20 protein-coding genes are annotated in these 19,834 nt (G+C 41.3%); 15 read left to right on the forward strand and 5 right to left on the reverse strand.

The genetic code is table 11. The annotated features are described in order from the left end of the window. Window positions 1–32 precede the first annotated feature (32 nt). Complete coding sequence (gene glpK / locus C3007_RS08970) at window positions 33–1,541, reverse strand: glycerol kinase GlpK (RefSeq protein WP_103854131.1); 1,509 nt, start codon at window positions 1,539–1,541, stop codon at window positions 33–35. Between the two features lie 401 nt (window positions 1,542–1,942). Between glpK and C3007_RS08975 the strand changes: the two genes are divergently transcribed. Further along, complete coding sequence (locus tag C3007_RS08975) at window positions 1,943–2,680, forward strand: MIP/aquaporin family protein (RefSeq protein WP_103854132.1); 738 nt, start codon at window positions 1,943–1,945, stop codon at window positions 2,678–2,680. 67 nt (window positions 2,681–2,747) lie between these two features. Here C3007_RS08975 and tsaA read toward each other — a convergent pair whose 3' ends face one another. Next, complete coding sequence (gene tsaA / locus C3007_RS08980; protein WP_103854133.1) at window positions 2,748–3,464, reverse strand: tRNA (N6-threonylcarbamoyladenosine(37)-N6)-methyltransferase TrmO; 717 nt, start codon at window positions 3,462–3,464, stop codon at window positions 2,748–2,750. Between the two features lie 103 nt (window positions 3,465–3,567). On the opposite strand from tsaA, the gene C3007_RS08985 reads away from it, so the two are divergent. From C3007_RS08985 to hemB, 10 genes are all read left to right on the forward strand, one after another. Next, window positions 3,568–4,473, forward strand: a complete 906-nt coding sequence (locus tag C3007_RS08985; protein ID WP_103854134.1) for a 1,4-dihydroxy-2-naphthoate polyprenyltransferase — start codon at window positions 3,568–3,570, stop codon at window positions 4,471–4,473. Window positions 4,474–4,522: 49 nt separating this feature from the next. Then, window positions 4,523–5,023, forward strand: a complete 501-nt coding sequence (rraA, locus tag C3007_RS08990; RefSeq protein ID WP_103854135.1) for a ribonuclease E activity regulator RraA — start codon at window positions 4,523–4,525, stop codon at window positions 5,021–5,023. 225 nt (window positions 5,024–5,248) lie between these two features. Beyond that, window positions 5,249–6,634, forward strand: coding sequence for a DASS family sodium-coupled anion symporter (locus tag C3007_RS08995; RefSeq protein WP_103854136.1), 1,386 nt, complete (start codon window positions 5,249–5,251; stop codon window positions 6,632–6,634). 121 nt (window positions 6,635–6,755) lie between these two features. Continuing rightward, window positions 6,756–7,598, forward strand: coding sequence for a bifunctional demethylmenaquinone methyltransferase/2-methoxy-6-polyprenyl-1,4-benzoquinol methylase UbiE (gene ubiE, locus C3007_RS09000; RefSeq protein WP_243397685.1), 843 nt, complete (start codon window positions 6,756–6,758; stop codon window positions 7,596–7,598). 11 nt (window positions 7,599–7,609) lie between these two features. Further along, window positions 7,610–8,239, forward strand: a complete 630-nt coding sequence (locus C3007_RS09005; RefSeq protein ID WP_103854137.1) for a ubiquinone biosynthesis accessory factor UbiJ — start codon at window positions 7,610–7,612, stop codon at window positions 8,237–8,239. A 4-nt stretch (window positions 8,240–8,243) separates the two neighbouring features. Further along, a complete protein-coding gene (gene ubiB / locus C3007_RS09010) occupies window positions 8,244–9,881 on the forward strand; it encodes a ubiquinone biosynthesis regulatory protein kinase UbiB (protein WP_103854138.1) in 1,638 nt (545 codons plus the stop codon). Window positions 9,882–10,012: 131 nt separating this feature from the next. Next, window positions 10,013–10,237 (forward strand): Sec-independent protein translocase subunit TatA, encoded by a 225-nt coding sequence (gene tatA / locus C3007_RS09015; protein ID WP_103854139.1) that lies wholly within the window; start codon window positions 10,013–10,015, stop codon window positions 10,235–10,237. 3 nt (window positions 10,238–10,240) lie between these two features. Next, window positions 10,241–10,807, forward strand: coding sequence for a Sec-independent protein translocase protein TatB (gene tatB / locus C3007_RS09020; RefSeq protein ID WP_103854140.1), 567 nt, complete (start codon window positions 10,241–10,243; stop codon window positions 10,805–10,807). A 9-nt stretch (window positions 10,808–10,816) separates the two neighbouring features. Next, window positions 10,817–11,602 carry a twin-arginine translocase subunit TatC gene (gene tatC / locus C3007_RS09025; protein WP_103854141.1) on the forward strand — a complete coding sequence of 262 codons (786 nt, stop codon included), beginning with the start codon at window positions 10,817–10,819 and terminating at the stop codon, window positions 11,600–11,602. A 78-nt stretch (window positions 11,603–11,680) separates the two neighbouring features. Beyond that, complete coding sequence (hemB, locus tag C3007_RS09030) at window positions 11,681–12,703, forward strand: porphobilinogen synthase (protein WP_103854142.1); 1,023 nt, start codon at window positions 11,681–11,683, stop codon at window positions 12,701–12,703. A 278-nt stretch (window positions 12,704–12,981) separates the two neighbouring features. On the opposite strand, the gene C3007_RS09035 is transcribed toward hemB, so the two are convergent. The 3 genes from C3007_RS09035 to C3007_RS09045 are packed head-to-tail and all read right to left on the reverse strand — an operon-like array spanning window position 12,982 to window position 15,994. After that, entirely contained in the window at window positions 12,982–13,662 is a 681-nt protein-coding gene (locus C3007_RS09035; protein WP_103854143.1) for a 3-keto-L-gulonate-6-phosphate decarboxylase UlaD, read from the reverse strand. Between the two features lie 23 nt (window positions 13,663–13,685). Then, window positions 13,686–14,159, reverse strand: a complete 474-nt coding sequence (locus C3007_RS09040; protein WP_103854144.1) for a PTS sugar transporter subunit IIA — start codon at window positions 14,157–14,159, stop codon at window positions 13,686–13,688. A 56-nt stretch (window positions 14,160–14,215) separates the two neighbouring features. Further along, a complete protein-coding gene (locus C3007_RS09045) occupies window positions 14,216–15,994 on the reverse strand; it encodes a PTS ascorbate-specific subunit IIBC (RefSeq protein ID WP_103854145.1) in 1,779 nt (592 codons plus the stop codon). A 316-nt stretch (window positions 15,995–16,310) separates the two neighbouring features. Between C3007_RS09045 and ulaG the strand changes: the two genes are divergently transcribed. The 4 genes from ulaG (at window position 16,311) to araD (ending at window position 19,823) form a co-directional block, all read left to right on the forward strand. Next, the gene (gene ulaG, locus C3007_RS09050) at window positions 16,311–17,402 is read left to right on the forward strand and encodes an L-ascorbate 6-phosphate lactonase (RefSeq protein WP_103854146.1); all 1,092 of its coding nucleotides are present in this window, start codon (window positions 16,311–16,313) and stop codon (window positions 17,400–17,402) included. 76 nt (window positions 17,403–17,478) lie between these two features. Beyond that, window positions 17,479–18,225, forward strand: a complete 747-nt coding sequence (gene ulaR / locus C3007_RS09055) for an HTH-type transcriptional regulator UlaR (RefSeq protein ID WP_103854147.1) — start codon at window positions 17,479–17,481, stop codon at window positions 18,223–18,225. A 48-nt stretch (window positions 18,226–18,273) separates the two neighbouring features. Then, window positions 18,274–19,134, forward strand: a complete 861-nt coding sequence (locus C3007_RS09060; protein WP_103854148.1) for an L-ribulose-5-phosphate 3-epimerase — start codon at window positions 18,274–18,276, stop codon at window positions 19,132–19,134. Further along, a complete protein-coding gene (gene araD / locus C3007_RS09065; protein WP_103854149.1) occupies window positions 19,128–19,823 on the forward strand; it encodes an L-ribulose-5-phosphate 4-epimerase in 696 nt (231 codons plus the stop codon). Before C3007_RS09060 ends, araD begins: the two co-directional genes overlap by 7 nt. Window positions 19,824–19,834 lie beyond the last annotated feature (11 nt).

The raw sequence follows: 19,834 nt of genomic DNA on the forward strand, positions 1-19,834 counted from the left end.
ATTTTTCACCGCACTTTTTCTAACAAGGAATATTAATCTTCATCTTTTTCCCATTCTAATGCACGTTTCACGGCTTTTTTCCAGCCTTTGTAACGTTTAATGCGTTTGGCTTCATCGTCATCAGGTAGGAAAGTGCGTTCAACATCGGCTTTATCACGCAATTCGTCTAAATCTTTCCAGAATCCGGTGGCAAGCCCAGCGAGATAAGCTGCGCCTAGTGCGGTAACTTCTTTCACCACGGGGCGTTCAACTGGGGTGTTGAGAATATCGGCTTGGAATTGCATTAGGAAATTATTAGCTGTTGCGCCGCCGTCCACGCGTAAGGATTTAAGTTTTTCCCCTGAATCAGATTGCATTGCTTCTAACACATCACGAGTTTGATAGGCAATAGATTCAAGGGTAGCGCGCACAATGTGGTTGCGGTTTGCGCCACGGGATAAGCCTAAAATTGCGCCACGGGCGTAAGGATCCCAATAAGGTGCGCCTAAACCTGTAAAGGCGGGAACAACATAAACACCGTTACAATCAGGCACTTTCTGTGCGAAATATTCACTGTCGAAACTATCGTGGACAATTTTGAGTTCATCACGCAGCCATTGAATTGATGCGCCCCCCATAAAAATTGAGCCTTCTAAGGCATATTCAGGTTCACCTTTGGCATTGCAAGCAATGGTGGTGAGCAAGCCGTTTTGCGATTGTACGGCTTTATCGCCTGTGTGCATTAACATAAAGCAACCTGTACCATAGGTATTTTTAGCTTGCCCTGCGTGAACGCAAAGATGTCCATAAAGGGCGGCTTGCTGGTCGCCTGCAATACCCGCTACTGGAATACGCACTCCGCCTTTTCCGCCGATATTGGTTTGTCCGTAGATTTCCGAAGAATTACGCACTTCAGGTAGCATTGATTTTGGAATGTCCAAAATTTCGAGCATTTTGTCATCCCATTGTTTGGTATGAATGTTAAATAACATTGTGCGAGAAGCATTGGTATAATCCGTAACGTGTACACGTCCTTGGGTGAGTTTCCACACAAGCCAAGTATCCACCGTACCAAAAAGCAATTCGCCACGTTCAGCTTTTTCTCTTGCGCCTTCTACATTATCCAAAATCCATTTCACTTTAGTGCCAGAAAAGTAAGGATCTACCACCAATCCAGTGGTCTTACGAATATAATCTTCGTGGCCGTCTGCTTTAAGTTTATCGGTAATATCCGCAGTACGGCGGCATTGCCACACAATGGCATTATAAACTGGTTTGCCACTTTCTTTTTCCCATACGATAGTAGTTTCGCGTTGATTCGTGATCCCTATCGCGGCAATGCTATCAGAAGAAATGCCGGCTTTCGCCACCACTTCGTTTAAGGTGGAACTTTGTGTTGCCCAAATTTCCATTGGATTATGCTCTACCCAGCCTGCTTGTGGGTAAATTTGGGTAAATTCACGCTGCGCAATTTCAACAACATTGGCATTATGATCGAGCAATACCGCTCTAGAACTGGTTGTGCCTTGATCTAAAGCGATGATATATTTTTTCTCTGTCATAATCGATCCTCTTTTGTTTGTTAGATAAGTAAAATATTGCACCTTTTTACTCACGAGAACATTAATTTTGAGCTAAAACGAAAGAATTACTTAAAAGAAAATAATCGAAAACGCTCAAATTTAAAATGAGCAATATTCAAATTTTTGATCCACTTCACAAAATATTTTTACCGCCCCCTATTATGGGTTATTTACTATATTTCAATAATAATCAATAAATTAAAAATGTGATCCAGTTAGCAAATTGGAGAAAAAGTAGATAAATCCTTACAAAAAGTATTGCTTTATAAGATTTTCTATTAATAATGAAATACGCACCAATAATATTCAAAAGAACACTTTTTGGATCTAAACGAAAGAAAATTACAGATCTCATAAAATGGATTAAAAAGGAGTGCATTATGAATGCTTATCTGGCTGAATTTATTGGTACGGCATTACTAATTTTAATGGGGAATGGTGTCGTTGCAAATGTCTGCTTAAATAAAACCAAAGGGCAAAGTTCAGGGTGGATTGTGATCACCACCGCTTGGGCGTTTGCGGTTTATGTGGCGGTGGTCGTAACAGGGCCTTATAGTGGCGCACATCTTAACCCAGCGGTAACCCTTGGCTTAGCGGTCATTGGCAGTTTCGACCCTTCAATGATTTTAGGCTATATTGCAGCGCAAATTGCAGGAGGAATGTTCGGCGCGCTACTAGTGTATATTTTCTATAAAGATCATTTTGCAGCTACTGAAGATCAAGGCGCAAAACGCGCGTGTTTCTGTACAGAACCAGCCATTCGCAACTATGCTAGCAATTTTATTAGCGAAGTGATTGGCACCTTTGTTTTATTATTCGTGATTTTCTACATCACTGGCGCAAGCCTGAATTTTCCAGAAGGAAGCCCAACCCCAATTGGTTTAGGTTCGCTTGGTGCATTACCAGTGGCGATCTTAGTGTGGGCAATCGGCTTGAGCTTAGGCGGTACAACAGGTTATGCCATCAATCCTGCCCGTGATCTTGGCCCTCGTCTAACCCTTGGTTTACTAGGTAAAACCTTAAATACAGGTGCAGATTGGCAATACAGCTGGGTGCCTGTATTAGGCCCAGTTACAGGGGCTGTGTTGGCAGGTTTGCTGTACAACGCCTTAATGTAAGAATGGATAGGAAAAAGGAAAGCGTTCAAAGTGGGGATATTTGAACGCTTTTTTATGTGGGCTAGCCCTATTCTTCTGCAATCTCAATCACCTCCACCCACTCATCATTTTCCACCCACCACCGAACATTAAATTCATACAATTTCATTCCATAAATACGATCAGATGTTTTTCCTTGTTGATAAGCAGGGCGGGGATCTTGTTGCAGCACTTCTGTGATAAAACGCTGAAAATTTGGATATTTTGCACCGCACTTGATTAATTGCCCTTGAGCCTGTGGGGAAAAGCGCACTTGTAGCTTTGCTTCGGGTGGCTGTTGGGCAAAGCCTGAATTGGCATTGGGTTCGCTGTCGGCATAGGCAATATAGGGTTTGATGTCAAAAATAGGGGTGCCGTCCACCAAATCGACCGAGCCTAAATGCAACAACACTTCACCTTGATTGATTTCAATGCGTTTCAATTCTACTTTGGAAAGCCCTAAGGGATTGGGGCGATGTGTGGCGCGTGAAGCAAATACGCCAATGCGTTGATTACCGCCAAGGCGTGGCGGACGCACGGTAGGCTGCCATTTGCCTGTGGGGATTTTATCAAACTGGAAAATAAGCCATAAGTGAGAAAATTGATCCAAGCCACGCACAGCTTCAGGTTGGTTATAAGGCGCGAGTAAGCGGATTGTGCCAATGCCGTCTTGCACTAAGTTGGGCTGGCGTGGCACGGAAAATTTCTCTTTATAAGGCGTGTGAATAATCCCGATGGGGGAAAGGGTTAAATTAAGTTGCGACATATTTTCCTTAAACAGTTAAAATGGCGAAAATAAATGAGTACAATAGCCCATTCTTTGGGATATTTTACGCCAAAATCAGGATTTAGAAAGATAAGTGAAAAATATGGATAAACAAGTTGTTAAAATGTGGGTGGAAACCGCAAGACCAAAAACCCTGCCTTTAGCCGCCGCTTCGATTGTTATGGGGGCAGCACTTGCCTATTGGGATCATAAATTTAGCTGGCAAATCAGTCTGTTATGTTTGATTACCACCTTGTTGCTACAAATTCTTTCGAACTTTGCCAATGATTATGGCGATCATCAAAAAGGCAGTGATACTGCAGAGCGTATTGGCCCATTGCGTGGCATTCAGCACGGCGTGATTAGTGCGCAGCAGCTGAAAAAAGGGCTTATTGCGGTGATCTTAGCAAGTTTATTTTTCGGTTTCCTGTTAATTGGCATTGCGTATCAAAGTTATGCGGATCTCTTGGCATTTTCTCTTTTAGGCGGGCTTGCCATTATTGCCGCGATTACTTATACCGTAGGCGCAAAGCCCTATGGTTATATGGGATTAGGCGATATTTCCGTGCTGCTGTTTTTTGGTATTTTGGGCGTATGCGGTACGTATTATTTGCAAACTCACCAACTAAATTTAATGATTTTTTTACCCGCACTTGCAACCGGGCTTTTTGCTACTGCGGTATTAAATATCAATAATTTACGCGATATTGAGCAAGATAGAAAAGCAGGTAAAAATACCCTTGCCGTTCGTCTTGGGGCGAAAAATGGGCGAATTTATCACTGCACTTTATTAGCTGTAGGGGCGTTGTGTTATGTGATTTTTGCCTTAGCGAATTTCCACCATTTATTGAGCTTTATTTTTCTTTTGGCGTATCCTTTATTGGTGAAGCACGCCTTGTATGTTTATCGCAGCCAAGATCCCCTGTTATTGCGTCCAATGCTCGGGCAAATGTCAATGTTAGCGCTTTTAACCAACTTACTTTTTAGTTTCGGCTTGCTAGTGGGCTAGCAATAGGCATATACTAGAACAATCATTTTCAGCGTAAAAAGGTGAACTTATGTGTATTGATACTTCCACATTGTGCGATGTTTATTTAGATCAAGTTGATGTTGTTGAACCGATCTTTTCTAATTTTGGTGGATTGACCTCATTTTACGGCAAGGTTACCACGGTAAAATGCTTTGAAAGCAATGGCTTAATTGCCGAGATTTTAGAAGAAAACGGTGAAGGTCGCGTATTATTAGTTGATGGTGGTGGTGCAGTGCGCCAAGCCTTGATTGATGCGGATCTTGCTCAGCTTGCCCTAGATAATGGCTGGGAAGGAATTATTGTTTACGGTGCAGTTCGCCAAATTCAACAATTAGAAAATTTAGATATTGGTATTCAAGCTCTTGCGCCAATTCCAGTGGGCGCAAGTGATGATACGCAAGGGGAAGTTGATGTGCCAGTGAATTTTGGTGGCGTTACTTTCTACCCAGAAGACTATGTGTATGCAGATTTAACTGGCATTATTCTTTCGCAAGAGCCGTTAGAGTTAGAAGATGTCGAAGAAGAATAATTTGATTAAGGATTAACATAATGGCAAGGTTTTCTTGCCATTATTTTTTTCTCCTTGTTTTTCCTTTTCTTATCCCTTTGTACGATTTCCCCAATTATTTTTCTGACCTGCCTCACAAAACCACAAATTTTTTGTTGCTTTTTATTAACAAGTTGATAACGTTAGCTTGTCTTTATGACTAACCCAAAAAAGTTAGTATCCACGTCTTCATAAAGAGGGATTATTATGAACGCAGCAACAAACAATTCTACATCACATCGCAATGGAATTATTCTCCTTGTGGATATGGTGCTTTTCTTTGTTTTATTACATTTTTTACCTTTTGATGCTAAAGCGAACAAAGGCTTAGCGATGCTGGCATTTATCGCTGTGTTATGGCTCACCGAAGCTTTGCACGTTACCATCACTGCGCTTTTAGTGCCGCTATTGGCCATTGTGTTGGATTTGGTTACCACCAAGCAGGCGCTGGTGGCCTTTGCTGATCCAAATATCTTCCTATTCTTTGGGGGATTTGCGCTTGCCACAGCCTTACACCAACAAAATATTGACCGTATGATTGCCAACAAAATTATGGCATTAGCCGGCGGGCGTTTATTGGTGGCGGTGCTTTATCTCTTCACCATTACCGCATTTTTATCAATGTGGATGAGTAACACCGCAACCGCGGCAATGATGTTACCATTAGCAATGGGAATTTTAAGCCAAATGGATAAAGAGCGTGAGCATAATACCTATGTTTTCGTACTATTAGGGATTGCTTATAGTGCAAGTATCGGCGGTATGGGAACGCTCGTAGGTAGCCCACCAAATAACATTGTGGCAACTCAACTTAAACTCACTTTCTCCGATTGGTTAAGTTACGGTTTACCGGTGATGATTCTATTAATGCCAATTATGATTGGTACGCTATATATGGTATTCCGCCCGAAACTAAACCTCCATTTCAAACAAGATTTTGAAAAAATTGAGTTTAATTCTAAACGCATTATTACCCTTGCGATTTTCGTTTTAATCGCGCTATGCTGGGTGTTCAGCAGCAAAATTAACCCAATGCTTTCTTCTTTGCTAGGGCTTGAGAAAAAAATTGCCAGCTTTGATAGCGTGATTGCGCTCTTCGCTGCCGTGGTGATTTGTGCCACAGGCGTTGCTTCTTGGAAACAATTACAAAACAACACGGACTGGGGTGTGTTAATGCTGTTTGGTGGTGGTTTAACCCTAAGTTCCGTATTGCGTGATTCAGGCGCGAGCCGCATTTTGGCTGATGGTATCGTATTCTTAATTGAAGGCGGACATTTCTATCTCATCGGCTTGTTGGTGGCAGCATTTATCATCTTCTTAACGGAATTTACTTCCAACACCGCAAGTGCGGCCTTATTAGTACCGATTTTTATCTCCATTGCACAATCTTTAGGAATGCCAGAGCTTGGCCTTGCATTAATCATCGGTTTAGGGGCATCTTGTGCCTTTATGTTACCAGTCGCCACACCGCCAAACGCGATTGTATTTGGTACTGGCGAAGTGAAACAACGTGAAATGATCCGCGCAGGTATCTTGCTCAATCTCATTAGCGTATTTGTGATTGGTACAGTGGCTTATTTATTATGGTTTTAAAATGATAAGATGAAAGCAAGCTTTCGCCCTTATTTTCTTTTTCACATCGAATAAAAATAGCGGAGAAATCCGCTATTTTTTGTTATCCTAAGTAACATTCAGATTATTTTCGGACAAGGTTATGACTTCCCACAACAATACCCACAAAAAACAGCAAGAAAATGCACCGCACTTTGCGCAAACTGACGTAGAACAGTCTAACGCAGTTCCTATTGATAACGAGCAAGAAACCACCCATTTTGGCTTCCAAACCGTGGCGAAAGCAGAAAAACAAAAGCTCGTAGCCAACGTATTCCATTCTGTGGCAGGCAAATATGATTTGATGAATGATTTGCTTTCTTTTGGCATTCACCGTGTTTGGAAACGCTTTACCATTGATTGCAGCGGCGTACGCAAAGGGCAGAAAGTGCTTGATCTGGCAGGGGGAACAGGGGATTTCAGCGCCAAGTTTTCTCGTATTGTGGGGGAAACTGGGCAAGTGATTTTGGCGGATATTAATTCTTCTATGCTCAATGTAGGGCGAGAAAAATTGCGTAACCTTGGCGTGATTGGCAACATCAATTATGTGCAAGCCAATGCGGAAACCTTGCCTTTTGCCGATAACACCTTTGATTGCGTGATTATCAGTTTTGGGTTGCGTAATGTTACAGACAAAGACAAAGCATTGCGTTCAATGTTTCGCGTGCTAAAACCCGGTGGACGTTTGTTAGTGTTGGAATTTTCCAAACCGATTTTAGATCCGTTAAGCAAAATCTATAATTTTTATTCTTTCAATATTTTGCCGAAAATCGGCGAAGTGGTGGTGAATGACGGCGATAGTTACCGTTATTTAGCCGAATCGATCCGAATGCACCCGAAACAAGAAGATCTTAAAACAATGATGGAGCAAGCGCGGTTCGAGCAAGTGAGTTACTACAATCTCAGCGCGGGCATTGTGGCGTTGCACCGTGGCTATAAATTTTAAGCGAGTAAAAAATGAACTTTCTGCAACAATTAATGCTGCCACAATGGCTCAACGGGGCGCTGGAATCCTTGCTAAATTATTTGTTAAAACGCACCGCACATAGCGAAATTTATTTACGCAAACTTAACGGCAAAGTGCTAAAAATCAATGTGCAACAAATTGATTTTCCGATTTATTTTGTGTTCTCGCCACAGCGCATTGATCTGCTCAATCAATATGAGGGTGAAGTGGATTGTGCGGTGAATCTCAAAGCACAGCTATTGTTACAAATGCCGAGCAAGCATCAATTATCCGCCCATTTAAACGATCAATCCATTCAGCTACAAGGGGATTTGCAAGTCTTGCAAGATTTCACTGCCTTGTTGGAGTTTTTAGAAAAAGATCCTGCCGAATTGCTTTCCCCTTTTGTGGGTGATGTGGTGGCACAAAGTGCGGTGAATTTTTTGCGTAATTTTGCCCAAATGGCAAAAAGAAAATTGCAACAAAGCCAGCAATATTGGGGGGAGCGTTTAACGGAAGAATGGGCGGTAATTTCGCCAAGCCTTGCCATTGCAGATTTTTGCGAACAAGTAAAAACGCTGGAAAAACACACCGCACTTGTGGAACAAAAATTAGCTCAACTTGAAAAGAACCGAATTTAATCTGATGACTTTTAAAGATTTCAAACGTTTATACAAAATTATCCGCACTTTTTTAATTTACGGCATTGATGAAGCCTTGCCCCACAACGCCTACACGCGACCTTTGCGCTGTTGGCGGAAAACCTTATTTTGGCTACGCAATCAGCATAAAGATCTCGCCTTTGGCTTGCGTTTACGCCTTGCGTTACAAGAACTTGGGCCAGTTTGGATCAAGCTCGGGCAAATGCTTTCCACCAGACGAGATTTATTCCCCCCTGATATTGCTGATGAATTGGCATTATTGCAAGATCAAGTTGAACCCTTTGATGGCAAGCTAGCGCGCGAACAAATTGAACAAGCTTTTGGCGGTAAATTAGAAACTTGGTTTGATGATTTTGATGAAACCGCGCTTGCTTCTGCGTCTATCGCACAAGTGCATACAGCAAAATTTAACGCTGCACAGCCCCTTGCAGGGAAAGAAGTGGTGCTGAAAGTGCTACGCCCGAATATTCAGCCACAAATTGAAGCAGATTTAAGCTGGATGTATAAACTCGCCAGTTGGATTCCACGTTTATCAAGTGAAGGGCATCGTCTGCGCGCGGTGGAAGTGATTCGCGAATATGAAAAAACCTTGCGTGATGAACTGGATTTACGCACCGAAATGGCCAATGCTATTAAGCTCAAAGCTAACTTTGCCGATAGCCCAATGTTGTATATTCCTGAAATGTATCAAGAATTTTGCTATCGCAATGTGATCACCATGGAGCGTATTTACGGCATTCCCGTTTCTGATGTGGAAACCCTAAAAGCCAACGGCACGGATATGAAATTACTGGCAGAACGTGGCGTGCAAGTGTTTTTTACCCAAGTGTTCCGCGATAGCTTTTTCCACGCGGATATGCACCCAGGGAATATTTTTGTTAATCCACAACACCCTGAAAACCCACAATATATTGGCATTGATTGTGGCATTGTTGGGCGTTTGAACGATAACGATAAACGCTATTTAGCGGAAAGTTTTGTCGCCTTTTTTAATCGTGATTATCGCAGAGTGGCGCAAATGCACGTTGATGCAGGTTGGACGCCGAAAGATACCAATATTGATGAATTTGAACAGGCTTTCCGTGAAGTGTGCGAGCCGATTTTCGCCAAGCCCTTATCGGAAATTTCCTTCGGGCAGGTATTGCTCAACTTATTCAATGTGGCGCGCGAATTTAATATGCAGGTGCAACCGCAGTTAGTGTTATTACAAAAAACCTTGCTTTACATTGAAGGATTGGGGCGTCAGCTTTATCCGCAGTTAGATTTATGGGACACCGCCAAACCTTTCTTACAAAATTGGTTGGACGAACAAATGGGCGTGAAAGCCTTGGCGAAAAATTTAAAGGCTAGCCTGCCTTATATTACCGAGCATTTACCGCAATTCCCCGCGACTTTGATGGACGCGTTAAAACAGCAAACGCAAATTCGCCAACAGTTACACGAGATCAATAAAAAGTTGGCAAAACAGCAACGCTGGCAGAAAAAAGCCCTTGCGCTGATAATGGGAACAGTGCTGTTTTTAGGGACATTATGGCAATTTTCCGCCTTGCCGTTATGGGCAAATATCGGTTTATTAACAGGCGGTGGGCTGCTTTGGCTTATGGCGTTGATAATGCCATAGCCTTTAGTTACAGGCAAAATGTGGCGATAAATCAATAAAATGTGAAATAATGCAAATTGTCTATTGTTCAAGATGAATAAAAAAGTTATATTTTGGCACGATTTCATTCAGTTAGTTATAGGAGTAAAAAAATGGGTTTAGGTGGCGTAAGTATTTGGCAATTACTCATTGTTTTGTTAATTGTATTAGTTTTCTTCGGCACAAAAAAATTGCGTAATGTGGGTTCAGATTTAGGAACTGCAGTGAAAGGCTTTAAAAACGCAATGAAAGATGATGAAACAGCAGAGCCGAAAAAAATTGCCGATGACGCACAACAAGCGAAAACGGAAACTGTAAAAGACAAAGAACAGGCATAATCCGTGTTTGATATAGGTTTTTCTGAATTACTGTTAATTTCTATTGTGGGCTTAGTGGTGCTAGGCCCTAAACGCTTGCCCGTGGCGATTCGTACCGTGATGGGCTGGGTTCGCACCATTCGCGGTTTAGCGGCGAATGTACAAAATGAATTAAGCCAAGAATTAAAATTGCAGGAATTACAGGAAAGCATCAAAAAAGCCGAACACCTTAATTTACAGCAACTTTCTCCTGAATTGAGCCAAACGGTGGAAGAGTTAAAGGCTTCTGCGGAAAAAATTAAAGCCAATTTAGAAGAAAAAGCGGCAAGCACGCAAACGTCCTTTGAGCATCAAGTGCAAGAATTAAAAAGTGCGGTGCAAAATTCTGAACAAATTTCTCCGCAAGAAACCGCACATCACGACAGCACTCAAAGTGATACATCGCCAGAAAACGCACTTTCCCCTGCGGATATGGCAGAGCTTGCCGAGCAAGATGAATCTCAACTGGAGCTGACCAGTGCGTACTATCCTGAAGATGATACCCTTGCTGATGTTGCCCCTTCAACAAAATCCCAATCAGAAAAAGCATAAAGGCATTTTATGACTGTTGAAGAAACCCAACCTTTAATTAGCCATTTACTTGAATTGCGTGATCGTTTGTTGCGTTGCGTGTTCGTGGTGGCGCTGGTCTTTTTAGGCTTGGTTTATTTTGCCAACGATATTTATAATTTTGTCGCCTCGCCATTACTCAGTGTAATGCCGTCAGGGGCGAGTATGATTGCAACTAATATCGCGACGCCTTTCTTTACCCCATTGAAATTAACGGGTGTTGTTGCGGTGTTTATTTCTGTACCGTTCTTGCTTTACCAAGTGTGGGCATTTATCGCGCCAGCACTGTATCAGCACGAAAAACGCTTAATTTATCCGCTGTTATTTTCTAGCACTGTGCTGTTTTATTTAGGCGTAGCGTTCGCCTATTATGTGGTGTTTCCACTCGTGTTTGGTTTTCTCACCAAAACCGCACCAGAAGGGGTTGCCATTGCCACGGATATTAGTAGTTACTTAGATTTCGTTCTTACCTTATTTCTTGCTTTTGGTGTGTGTTTTGAAGTGCCAGTAGCGATTATTTTGCTTTGTTGGTCTGGGGTTACCACTATTGACGATTTGAAGAAAAAACGCCCTTACATCATCGTTGCCGCCTTTGTGGTGGGAATGTTGCTTACACCGCCAGATATTTTTTCGCAAACCTTGCTTGCCATTCCAATGTGTCTATTGTTTGAAGTGGGGTTATTATTTGCGCGTTTTTATCGCCCGAAAGAAGATAATGACGACACGAGCAGCGACACCGACAGCAGCGAGAGTGAAGCACAACAACACAAAGAATAATTTCTTTCCAACCAGTTTTAGGGCGAACCAATGTGTTCGCCCCTTATCCTTATAACGAAAAGATTTTGGAGAATAATGATGACTCAACAAATTTTCACAGGCTTTCCTGCACGCCGTTTACGCCGTATGCGTAAGCACGATTTCAGCCGCCGCTTAATGGCAGAAAACAAGCTCACGGCAGATGATTTAATTTATCCGGTGTTTATTATTGAAGGTGAAAATTACCGCGAACCTGTGCCGTCAATGCCTAAAGTAGAGCGTTTAACCTTAGATCAGTTGCTTATTGAAGCGGGATTATTAGTGAAATATGGCGTGCCAGTGATCGCCTTGTTCCCTGTGATTGATCAGAGTAAAAAATCCCTGATGGCGGAAGAGGCCTACAATCCGAATGGCTTAGTACAACGTGCGGTCAAAGCGCTGAAAACGGCATATCCAGAATTGGGCGTGCTAACAGACGTGGCGCTCGATCCTTACACGGTACACGGACAAGATGGCATTATTGATGATGACGGCTATGTTCTCAATGACATCACCACGGAAGTGTTGGTAAAACAAGCCCTTTCCCACGCAGAAGCAGGGGCAGATATTGTCGCACCAAGTGATATGATGGACGGAAGAATTGGCAAAATTCGCACCGCACTTGAAGAGAAAGGCTTTATAAACACGCAAATTATGGCGTATTCTGCCAAATATGCCTCGAATTATTATGGCCCATTCCGTGATGCGGTAGGATCCTCAGCCAATCTGAAAGGCGGCGATAAGAAAACCTACCAGCTCGATCCCGCCAACAGCGATGAAGGTCTGCAAGAAGTGGCATTAGACATTCAAGAGGGCGCAGATATGGTGATGGTAAAACCGGGAATGCCTTATTTGGATATGGTGTACCGCGTGAAACAACACTTTGGCGTGCCAACTTTTGCTTACCAAGTATCGGGTGAATACGCAATGCATATGGCGGCTATTCAAAACGGCTGGTTGAAAGAAAAAGAATGTATTATGGAAAGTCTGCTGTGCTTTAAACGCGCAGGCGCAGACGGCATTCTCACCTATTTCGCCAAACAAGTGGCAGAGTGGATTTACTTAGAAAATCAAGCTAAATAGAAGTCTAAGCAAATAAAAACATAAAAATTCCCCCCATTCTTTTCGGTTTTAATTCTGAGTGGATAATTTTTATCATAATAGCTACATGCTATTGATAACGCATATAAAATGCAAATACGATTTAATTTTGCTTGACAAACTTATCCGTTATATAGAAAAATTTTGTCTTACTTGCTTAAATATGTTAATTACATACGCAAAGCATACAATTGTTGTATCTAGACAAAATCCAGAATGGCACTATTCAAAGTGCCATTTCTCTATTTAGATTTAAAAATTTACTTAGACCAATATTTATCAATTTCATTTCGGATAGCTTGCGCTGTAGCTTGACCTTTTTCTCCCACTAACGCACGCCCAGCAATAAAGGCTTTTGCGTTTTTGATATCTTTGAATAAATGAATATCCTCAGGCACAATCCCACCTGTAATGGAAAGTTGTAACCCTAAAGATTCTAGTGCTTTCATTTTTTCAATATCTTCCACTGTCCAGCCTTTACCTGCTAATTCGGCATCACGAGAACGGTGATAAATCGCTTGAGTGACACCAAGATCAACCCACTGTTTAGCGTCTTCAAGTGTCCAGTTGCCGTAAATCTCAATTTGAATTTCTTTTCTCACTTTGAGCTCTGGATGAGCTTGGTTAAATTCATCTGCCACTTTTTTACAAGCTGCTTTAGTTGCAGGATGCGCGGCAGCAGAAACTGTTAGCCAATCAGCCCCAGCTTCAAAAGACATTTTTGCTAAAATCGCTCCACCGTCTGTTGTTTTAAGATCACAGACTAGAATGTGATTGGGATGTAAGGCACGTAGTGTGCTAACAGCTTTCATTCCCTCAGCACAAGCGAGAATTGTGCCAATTTCAATAATATCCACTAAAGCTTCAGCTTGTTTAGCATCTGCAACAGCTTTTTCTAATGAAAGAGAATCTAACGCAATTTGTAGTAAAGGTTTTGACATAATTTCTTCCTTCTAATTAACAATTAATTTGATAATGCTTGATCAATAACGAGATAGATATCTTCGGCACGCTGACACTGAAGTATTTTTTCTAAATCAACACCTGTTTCACTATTTGGATCATTGTCTTCTAATACTTGAGTTATTTCCATAATCCCTTGCATATGCTGATCAGAGTCGCTTCCTGCGAGAGTAATTAATACACTAATTGGTTCTTCTTCTCCTTCAAATTGCACAGGCGTGTCCAATGTAACTAAAGCAAAGGCTGTGCGATTTACACCATCTTCGGGTCTTGCGTGCGGCATAGCTAAACCAGGTGATAAAATAATATAAGGCCCCATTTGTTTGATCATATTGATGATGGAATCATAGTAACGAGGCTCTATTGCGCCTGAAGCAACAAGCATATCTGTTCCAAGTTTAATCGCCTCTTCCCAATTTTCCGCTTTCTGATGTAACTTGATTGAATTATTTTCAATTAATGATTGCTTTAACATATAAAAATCTCCAAAATTCCTACCGCACTTAGATAAAATGGGGCAGGATACACGAATTACTGATACTTCTTAATTAACGCTTTTAATTCATCGCCAAAGGAATTTGGGTTAAGCATATTTTGTACGCCTAGTACGGAAACGCGCTCACCGCCATTGATTTCATCGGCAAGATGTTTAGAGCACACAATGATATCCACGCCATCTAATTTTCCTTTGTAATCAGTCACAGCGCAAGAATCCATAATATTGGCAATTCCTTGTTTATCTAAATAACCTTTAATTTTCATTTTCATCATCATTGATGAACCTTGCCCGGAGCCACATACCGCCAAAATGCGTACTGGATTTTCTCCCATTGAGCTTTCTGCTTGCACTTCTGCACCTAACTCTTGCTCAACCACATCATCATTGCCGTAGCCATCCATTTGTTCCAATGTTTTCCCTGCCGCAGCCGCTGCTGCTTCATCAGCTCGCAATTTACGAGAAGCAAAGAACATATAGACCATAGCAAGCGCAAGAATAACAAAGAAGAATCCTGGCACACTTACAATACCTTGTAAAATTGGTGGGAAAAATAATGCCCAGTCAGCCATTCCCATCCAACCATTAAACTCCGCACCTTGCGTAGCCAAAAGTTGGATTACCCACGCTGACCCCATTACCTCGACAATCCCCATCACAAAACAAATTTTCATCACTGCTTTCCAGCCACCAAATTGGTTTGCAAATACACCAATAGTCGCATTAGAGAAAAACATTGGAATAAAACCAGGAATAATTAAGATCGGAGAATTAAACCCAAGTAACAATCCAACTGCAACAAATTGACCAATCGCCCCCCAAATAAAACCAAATACCATCGCATTTGGCGAGAAGGCATAAATGGCAGCACAGTCAATCGCTAACACAGAATTAGGAATAAGACGTTCAGAAATTCCCTTGAAAGCCTCAGACAATTCAGCCACGAACATACGAACACCAGTTACAATAATTTGGATTGCAACAGCAAATTTTAGTCCCATTTCTAAAATATACATAGACCAATGGGTTTTGCCCGCCATTGCTTGCAAATTATCTAAACCAAAAGAGAGCAAGATAATCCCAAAGAATACCGTCATAACTAATGCTGTTGCAGAAATACTATCGTGGAAAATATGTAGCCATTTTGGCAACTTCATATTATCAACACTGTCAGTCTTATCCCCCAGTTTTGGCGCAACTTTGGTTGCGATCCAAGAAGCAATTTGTTGTTGATGTCCAATGGAAAAACCTGCTCCACCAGTAACTGCTTGAGTTGGTTTATACATAATATTTGACGAAATCCCCCAATATAACGCCATTAATACCGAAGTATAAATGACTGTCTCCCACATTGAAGCGCCAATGATCATATAAAATACCGCAACTAAACCAGCTTGTTGGAACATAATGTGTCCAGTTAGCATAATGGTGCGAATGCCCGTGAAACGTCTAAATACAACTAATAAGATGTTTAAAAATAATGCGCCAATAACAGCATAACCAACCCAACCATAATTGTCCGCCATAGTTTGAATGGTTGCCTGCATACTGGTATAAGGATCGATAACAGCCCCTGTCAGATTATGAAATTTAGAAAGTCCTTCAATTACAGGTTTGAAGTTTGTAACTAAGAACCCTGACCCCGCCTGCACGATCATAAAACCCACAATAGTTTTGATCGTACCTTTAATAACCGTAGTTGTATCTTTCTTTAAAAGAATATATCCCAAACACGCAACAATCCCTAACAAGAAAGGTGCCTTAGATAAGACTTGCGTATTAAAAATACCGAAATAGTGCATTATTGTATCCATAATTTATCCCCTTGAATAAACAATGATTATGAAAAGATGTTTTTATCTAACACGACAAAAATCGTGACTATAATACTCAATTACAATCGGATAAAAAGATTATTTTTGACAATATGTGAGTAAAGTCACAAAAATAATCATATAAAGTAAAATCACAACTAATAAAAATAAGGAAAGATATCCGTAAACAGAAGGATATAATTAGATAAAATGTGATCTATGTCACAATTCGATGAAAATCATCTTTATTTACCCTAGATGATTATTTATGATTAAAAAAGATTAAAGAAGATAACAAACCTTATAGGAGTCGATTATGCCAAATGTAAATGAAATCACCCGCGAAAGCTGGATCTTATCAACCTTTCCAGAATGGGGAACTTGGTTAAATGAAGAAATAGAGCAAGAAGTTGTCCCAGAAGGTAACTTTGCTATGTGGTGGCTAGGCTGCGTTGGCGTCTGGATTAAAACACCCGGTGGAGCAAATTTATGTATGGATTTATGGTGTAGCCGCGGTAAATCAACCAAAAAAGTAAAAGATATGGTTCGAGGTCACCAAATGGCAAATATGGCTGGCGTGCGTAAATTACAGCCCAATTTACGTGCAGCACCAATGGTTATTGATCCTTTTGCTATTAATGAAGTGGATTTTATTCTCGCCTCCCACTACCACAGCGATCATATTGATGTAAATGTGGCCGCCGCTATTGTGAACAATCCTAAATTAGACCATGTTAAATTTGTAGGTCCGTGGCATTGCACAGAATTATGGAAAAAATGGGGCGTACCAGAAGATCGTCTAATTACAGTAAAACCGGGAGACGTAGTGAAAATTAAGGATGTTGAAATTCACGCCTTAGATTCTTTTGATAGAACTTGCCTTGTTACCCTTCCAGTGGAAGGTGCTGAAGAACAGGGTGGAGAATTGAAAGGGCTATGTCCGAGTGATGAAGAAATGGGACGCAAAGCGGTTAACTATGTATTCAAAACTCCTGGTGGCACAATTTATCACGGTGCGGACTCCCACTTCTCTATCCAATTTGCTAAACATGGCAAAGAATTTGATATTGACGTTGCATTAAATAACTATGGCGAAAATCCTGTCGGTATTGCCGATAAAATGACATCCATTGATCTACTTAGAATGGCAGAAAGTCTTCGTTGTAAAGTCATCATCCCTGTCCATCATGATATCTGGACGAACTTTATGGCAAGCACAGATGAGATCATTGCCTTATGGAAAATGCGCAAAGAACGTTTACAATATACATTCCATCCGTTCATTTGGGAAGTTGGCGGAAAATATGTTTATCCAAGGGATAAAGACCTCATTGAATACCATCATCCTAGAGGTTTTGATGACTGCTTTGAGCAAGAGCCGAATATCCAATTTAAAGCCATGCTTTAAAATTGGTCATCCCCTGTGAAAGCAGGGGATTTCGCTCATTATTGCAGTAACTTCTAGTGATCATTAAGGAAATATAATGAACGAAAACTATCGACATAAAGCATTGCTCAATTTACTTGAAGAACGAAATGTACTGTCTACTGTTGAAATTATGCAATTATTAAATATCTCTCCAGCAACAGCGCGTAGAGATATTAGCAAACTCGATCAACAAGGCAAACTAAAAAAAATTCGTAATGGGGCAGAAGCAATCAAAGGAACCATTCCCCTTATTGAAAAAACAACTATCAATCACTTTGATGAAAAACAACGTATTGCGAAAGCAGCCGCGCAGCTATGTAAGAACGGGGAAAGTGTCATTTTAACCTGTGGTTCAACAATGCAATTATTAGGTAAGCAACTAAGTAGAAAAGATGTCCAAATCATAACGAACTACATTCCTCTAGCTAATTACCTAATTGAATGTCAACACTCTGATCTAGTGATTATGGGAGGACAATATAATAAGGAAAAAGCAATAACACTCTCTCTTAACCAACAAAATGAAACCAATTACTCTGCACATATTATGTTTACTAGCGGTAAAGGTTTTACGCGTGATGGTCTATTCAAAACAGATATGATTATTGCCAACTCAGAGCAACAACTTTCCTCAAAAGCAGAAAAATACGTTGTACTACTAGATAGCTCGAAATTAGGCAAACAAGTAGGGATGTTATTTACCCAATTACAAGATATAGATTTACTCATTACGGGTAAAGAAGCCGAACCACAAATTATTGAACAGCTAACCTTATTAGGCCTTGAAGTTATTCTTGCGTAATAAACATAAGTGCGGTCAAAATTTCACTAATTTTATTAGGAAAACAAAATGAGAAAACACAAATTAGGCATTTATGAAAAAGCCTTACCTAAACATATCAGCTGGCAAGATAGACTTTCCATCGCCAAAGCCTGTGGCTTTGATTTTGTGGAAATCTCCATTGATGAAAGCGATGAACGCCTCAGCCGCTTAGATTGGACAAAAGCACAGCGCCTTGAACTGGTGCAAGCTATCATCAATACCGGCGTGACGATTCCCTCCATGTGCCTTTCAGGGCATCGCCGCTTTCCCTTTGGCAGCCACGATGAAGCCACACGCCAAAAAGCCTATGAAATCATGGAAAAAGCCATTCAGCTGGCGGTAGATGTAGGCATTCGCACCATTCAACTGGCAGGCTATGATGTGTATTACGAAGAGCAAGATGAAAGTACGCTTGAGCGCTTTCAGCAAGGGATGGAATGGGCGGTTGAGTTGGCGGCAAGTAATCAAGTAACCCTCTCTATGGAAATTATGGATACGCAATTTATGAGCTCCATTACGCGTTGGAAAAAATGGGATGACATTATCCGCTCCCCTTGGTTTACCGTGTATCCAGACCTCGGCAACCTGTCTGCCTGGAACGACAATGTGGTAGAGGAATTGAAATTAAGCATCGACAAGATTTCTGCGATTCATTTGAAAGATACTTATAAAGTCACTGAAACCTGCGCAGGGCAATTTCGTGATGTGCCATTTGGTGAGGGCTGTGTGGATTTTGTGACCTGCTTTAAAACCCTTACTGAACTCAATTACCGAGGTGCTTTCTTGATTGAAATGTGGACAGAAAAAGCCCAAGAGCCGATTGAAGAAATTATTAAAGCACGCCGTTTTATTGAACAAAAAATGCAAGAAGGAGGGTTCTCATGCTAGCGGAATTACGCGAAAAAGTCTTACAAGCCAATTTGGCTTTACCAAAACACCACTTAGTCACCTTCACTTGGGGAAATGTCAGTGAAATTGACCGCACTTCTGGATTGGTAGCGATTAAACCTTCGGGCGTAGAGTATGAAACCATGACCGCCGATGATATTGTGATTGTGGATGTGAATACAGGCGAACGCGTGTGGGGAACGAAAAAACCGTCCTCTGATACGGCAACGCATTTGGAATTATATCGCCAATTTCCTGAAATTGGTGGCATTGTGCATACCCATTCACGCCACGCCACCATTTGGGCGCAAGCAGGGTTAGATTTAATTGCTGCGGGTACCACACATGCCGATTATTTCTATGGCAGTATTCCTTGTACAAGAAAAATGACGCCAGAAGAAATTGCTGGCGAGTATGAATTAGAAACTGGCAAGGTGATTGTTGAAACCTTCCGTAATCGCAAAATTGAGGCGAAAGATGTCCCTGCTGTATTAGTCCATTCCCATGGCCCTTTTGCTTGGGGAACTGATGCAGATAATGCCGTGCATAATGCGGTGGTGTTAGAAGAAATTGGTTATATGAATTTATTCAGCCGCCAACTCAACCCGAATTTAACGCCAATGCAGCAAGAATTATTGGATAAGCATTATCTCCGCAAACACGGTAAGAATGCGTATTATGGGCAATAATCAATCTAGTA

It is taken from the genome of Avibacterium gallinarum (assembly GCF_002921135.1).
Classification (GTDB): Bacteria; Pseudomonadota; Gammaproteobacteria; order Enterobacterales; family Pasteurellaceae; genus Avibacterium; species Avibacterium gallinarum.

Excerpts from the sequence above, each read along its gene's own strand:
- glpK (WP_103854131.1), bottom strand. The coding sequence starts at position 1,541 with ATGACAGAGAAAAAATATATCATCGCTTTAGATCAAGGCACAACCAGT.
- C3007_RS08975 (WP_103854132.1), top strand. The coding sequence starts at position 1,943 with ATGAATGCTTATCTGGCTGAATTTATTGGTACGGCATTACTAATTTTA.
- tsaA (WP_103854133.1), bottom strand. The coding sequence starts at position 3,464 with ATGTCGCAACTTAATTTAACCCTTTCCCCCATCGGGATTATTCACACG.
- C3007_RS08985 (WP_103854134.1), top strand. The coding sequence starts at position 3,568 with ATGGATAAACAAGTTGTTAAAATGTGGGTGGAAACCGCAAGACCAAAA.
- rraA (WP_103854135.1), top strand. The coding sequence starts at position 4,523 with ATGTGTATTGATACTTCCACATTGTGCGATGTTTATTTAGATCAAGTT.
- C3007_RS08995 (WP_103854136.1), top strand. The coding sequence starts at position 5,249 with ATGAACGCAGCAACAAACAATTCTACATCACATCGCAATGGAATTATT.
- ubiE (WP_243397685.1), top strand. The coding sequence starts at position 6,756 with ATGACTTCCCACAACAATACCCACAAAAAACAGCAAGAAAATGCACCG.
- C3007_RS09005 (WP_103854137.1), top strand. The coding sequence starts at position 7,610 with ATGAACTTTCTGCAACAATTAATGCTGCCACAATGGCTCAACGGGGCG.
- ubiB (WP_103854138.1), top strand. The coding sequence starts at position 8,244 with ATGACTTTTAAAGATTTCAAACGTTTATACAAAATTATCCGCACTTTT.
- tatA (WP_103854139.1), top strand. The coding sequence starts at position 10,013 with ATGGGTTTAGGTGGCGTAAGTATTTGGCAATTACTCATTGTTTTGTTA.
- tatC (WP_103854141.1), top strand. The coding sequence starts at position 10,817 with ATGACTGTTGAAGAAACCCAACCTTTAATTAGCCATTTACTTGAATTG.
- hemB (WP_103854142.1), top strand. The coding sequence starts at position 11,681 with ATGACTCAACAAATTTTCACAGGCTTTCCTGCACGCCGTTTACGCCGT.
- C3007_RS09035 (WP_103854143.1), bottom strand. The coding sequence starts at position 13,662 with ATGTCAAAACCTTTACTACAAATTGCGTTAGATTCTCTTTCATTAGAA.
- C3007_RS09040 (WP_103854144.1), bottom strand. The coding sequence starts at position 14,159 with ATGTTAAAGCAATCATTAATTGAAAATAATTCAATCAAGTTACATCAG.
- C3007_RS09045 (WP_103854145.1), bottom strand. The coding sequence starts at position 15,994 with ATGGATACAATAATGCACTATTTCGGTATTTTTAATACGCAAGTCTTA.
- ulaG (WP_103854146.1), top strand. The coding sequence starts at position 16,311 with ATGCCAAATGTAAATGAAATCACCCGCGAAAGCTGGATCTTATCAACC.
- ulaR (WP_103854147.1), top strand. The coding sequence starts at position 17,479 with ATGAACGAAAACTATCGACATAAAGCATTGCTCAATTTACTTGAAGAA.
- C3007_RS09060 (WP_103854148.1), top strand. The coding sequence starts at position 18,274 with ATGAGAAAACACAAATTAGGCATTTATGAAAAAGCCTTACCTAAACAT.
- araD (WP_103854149.1), top strand. The coding sequence starts at position 19,128 with ATGCTAGCGGAATTACGCGAAAAAGTCTTACAAGCCAATTTGGCTTTA.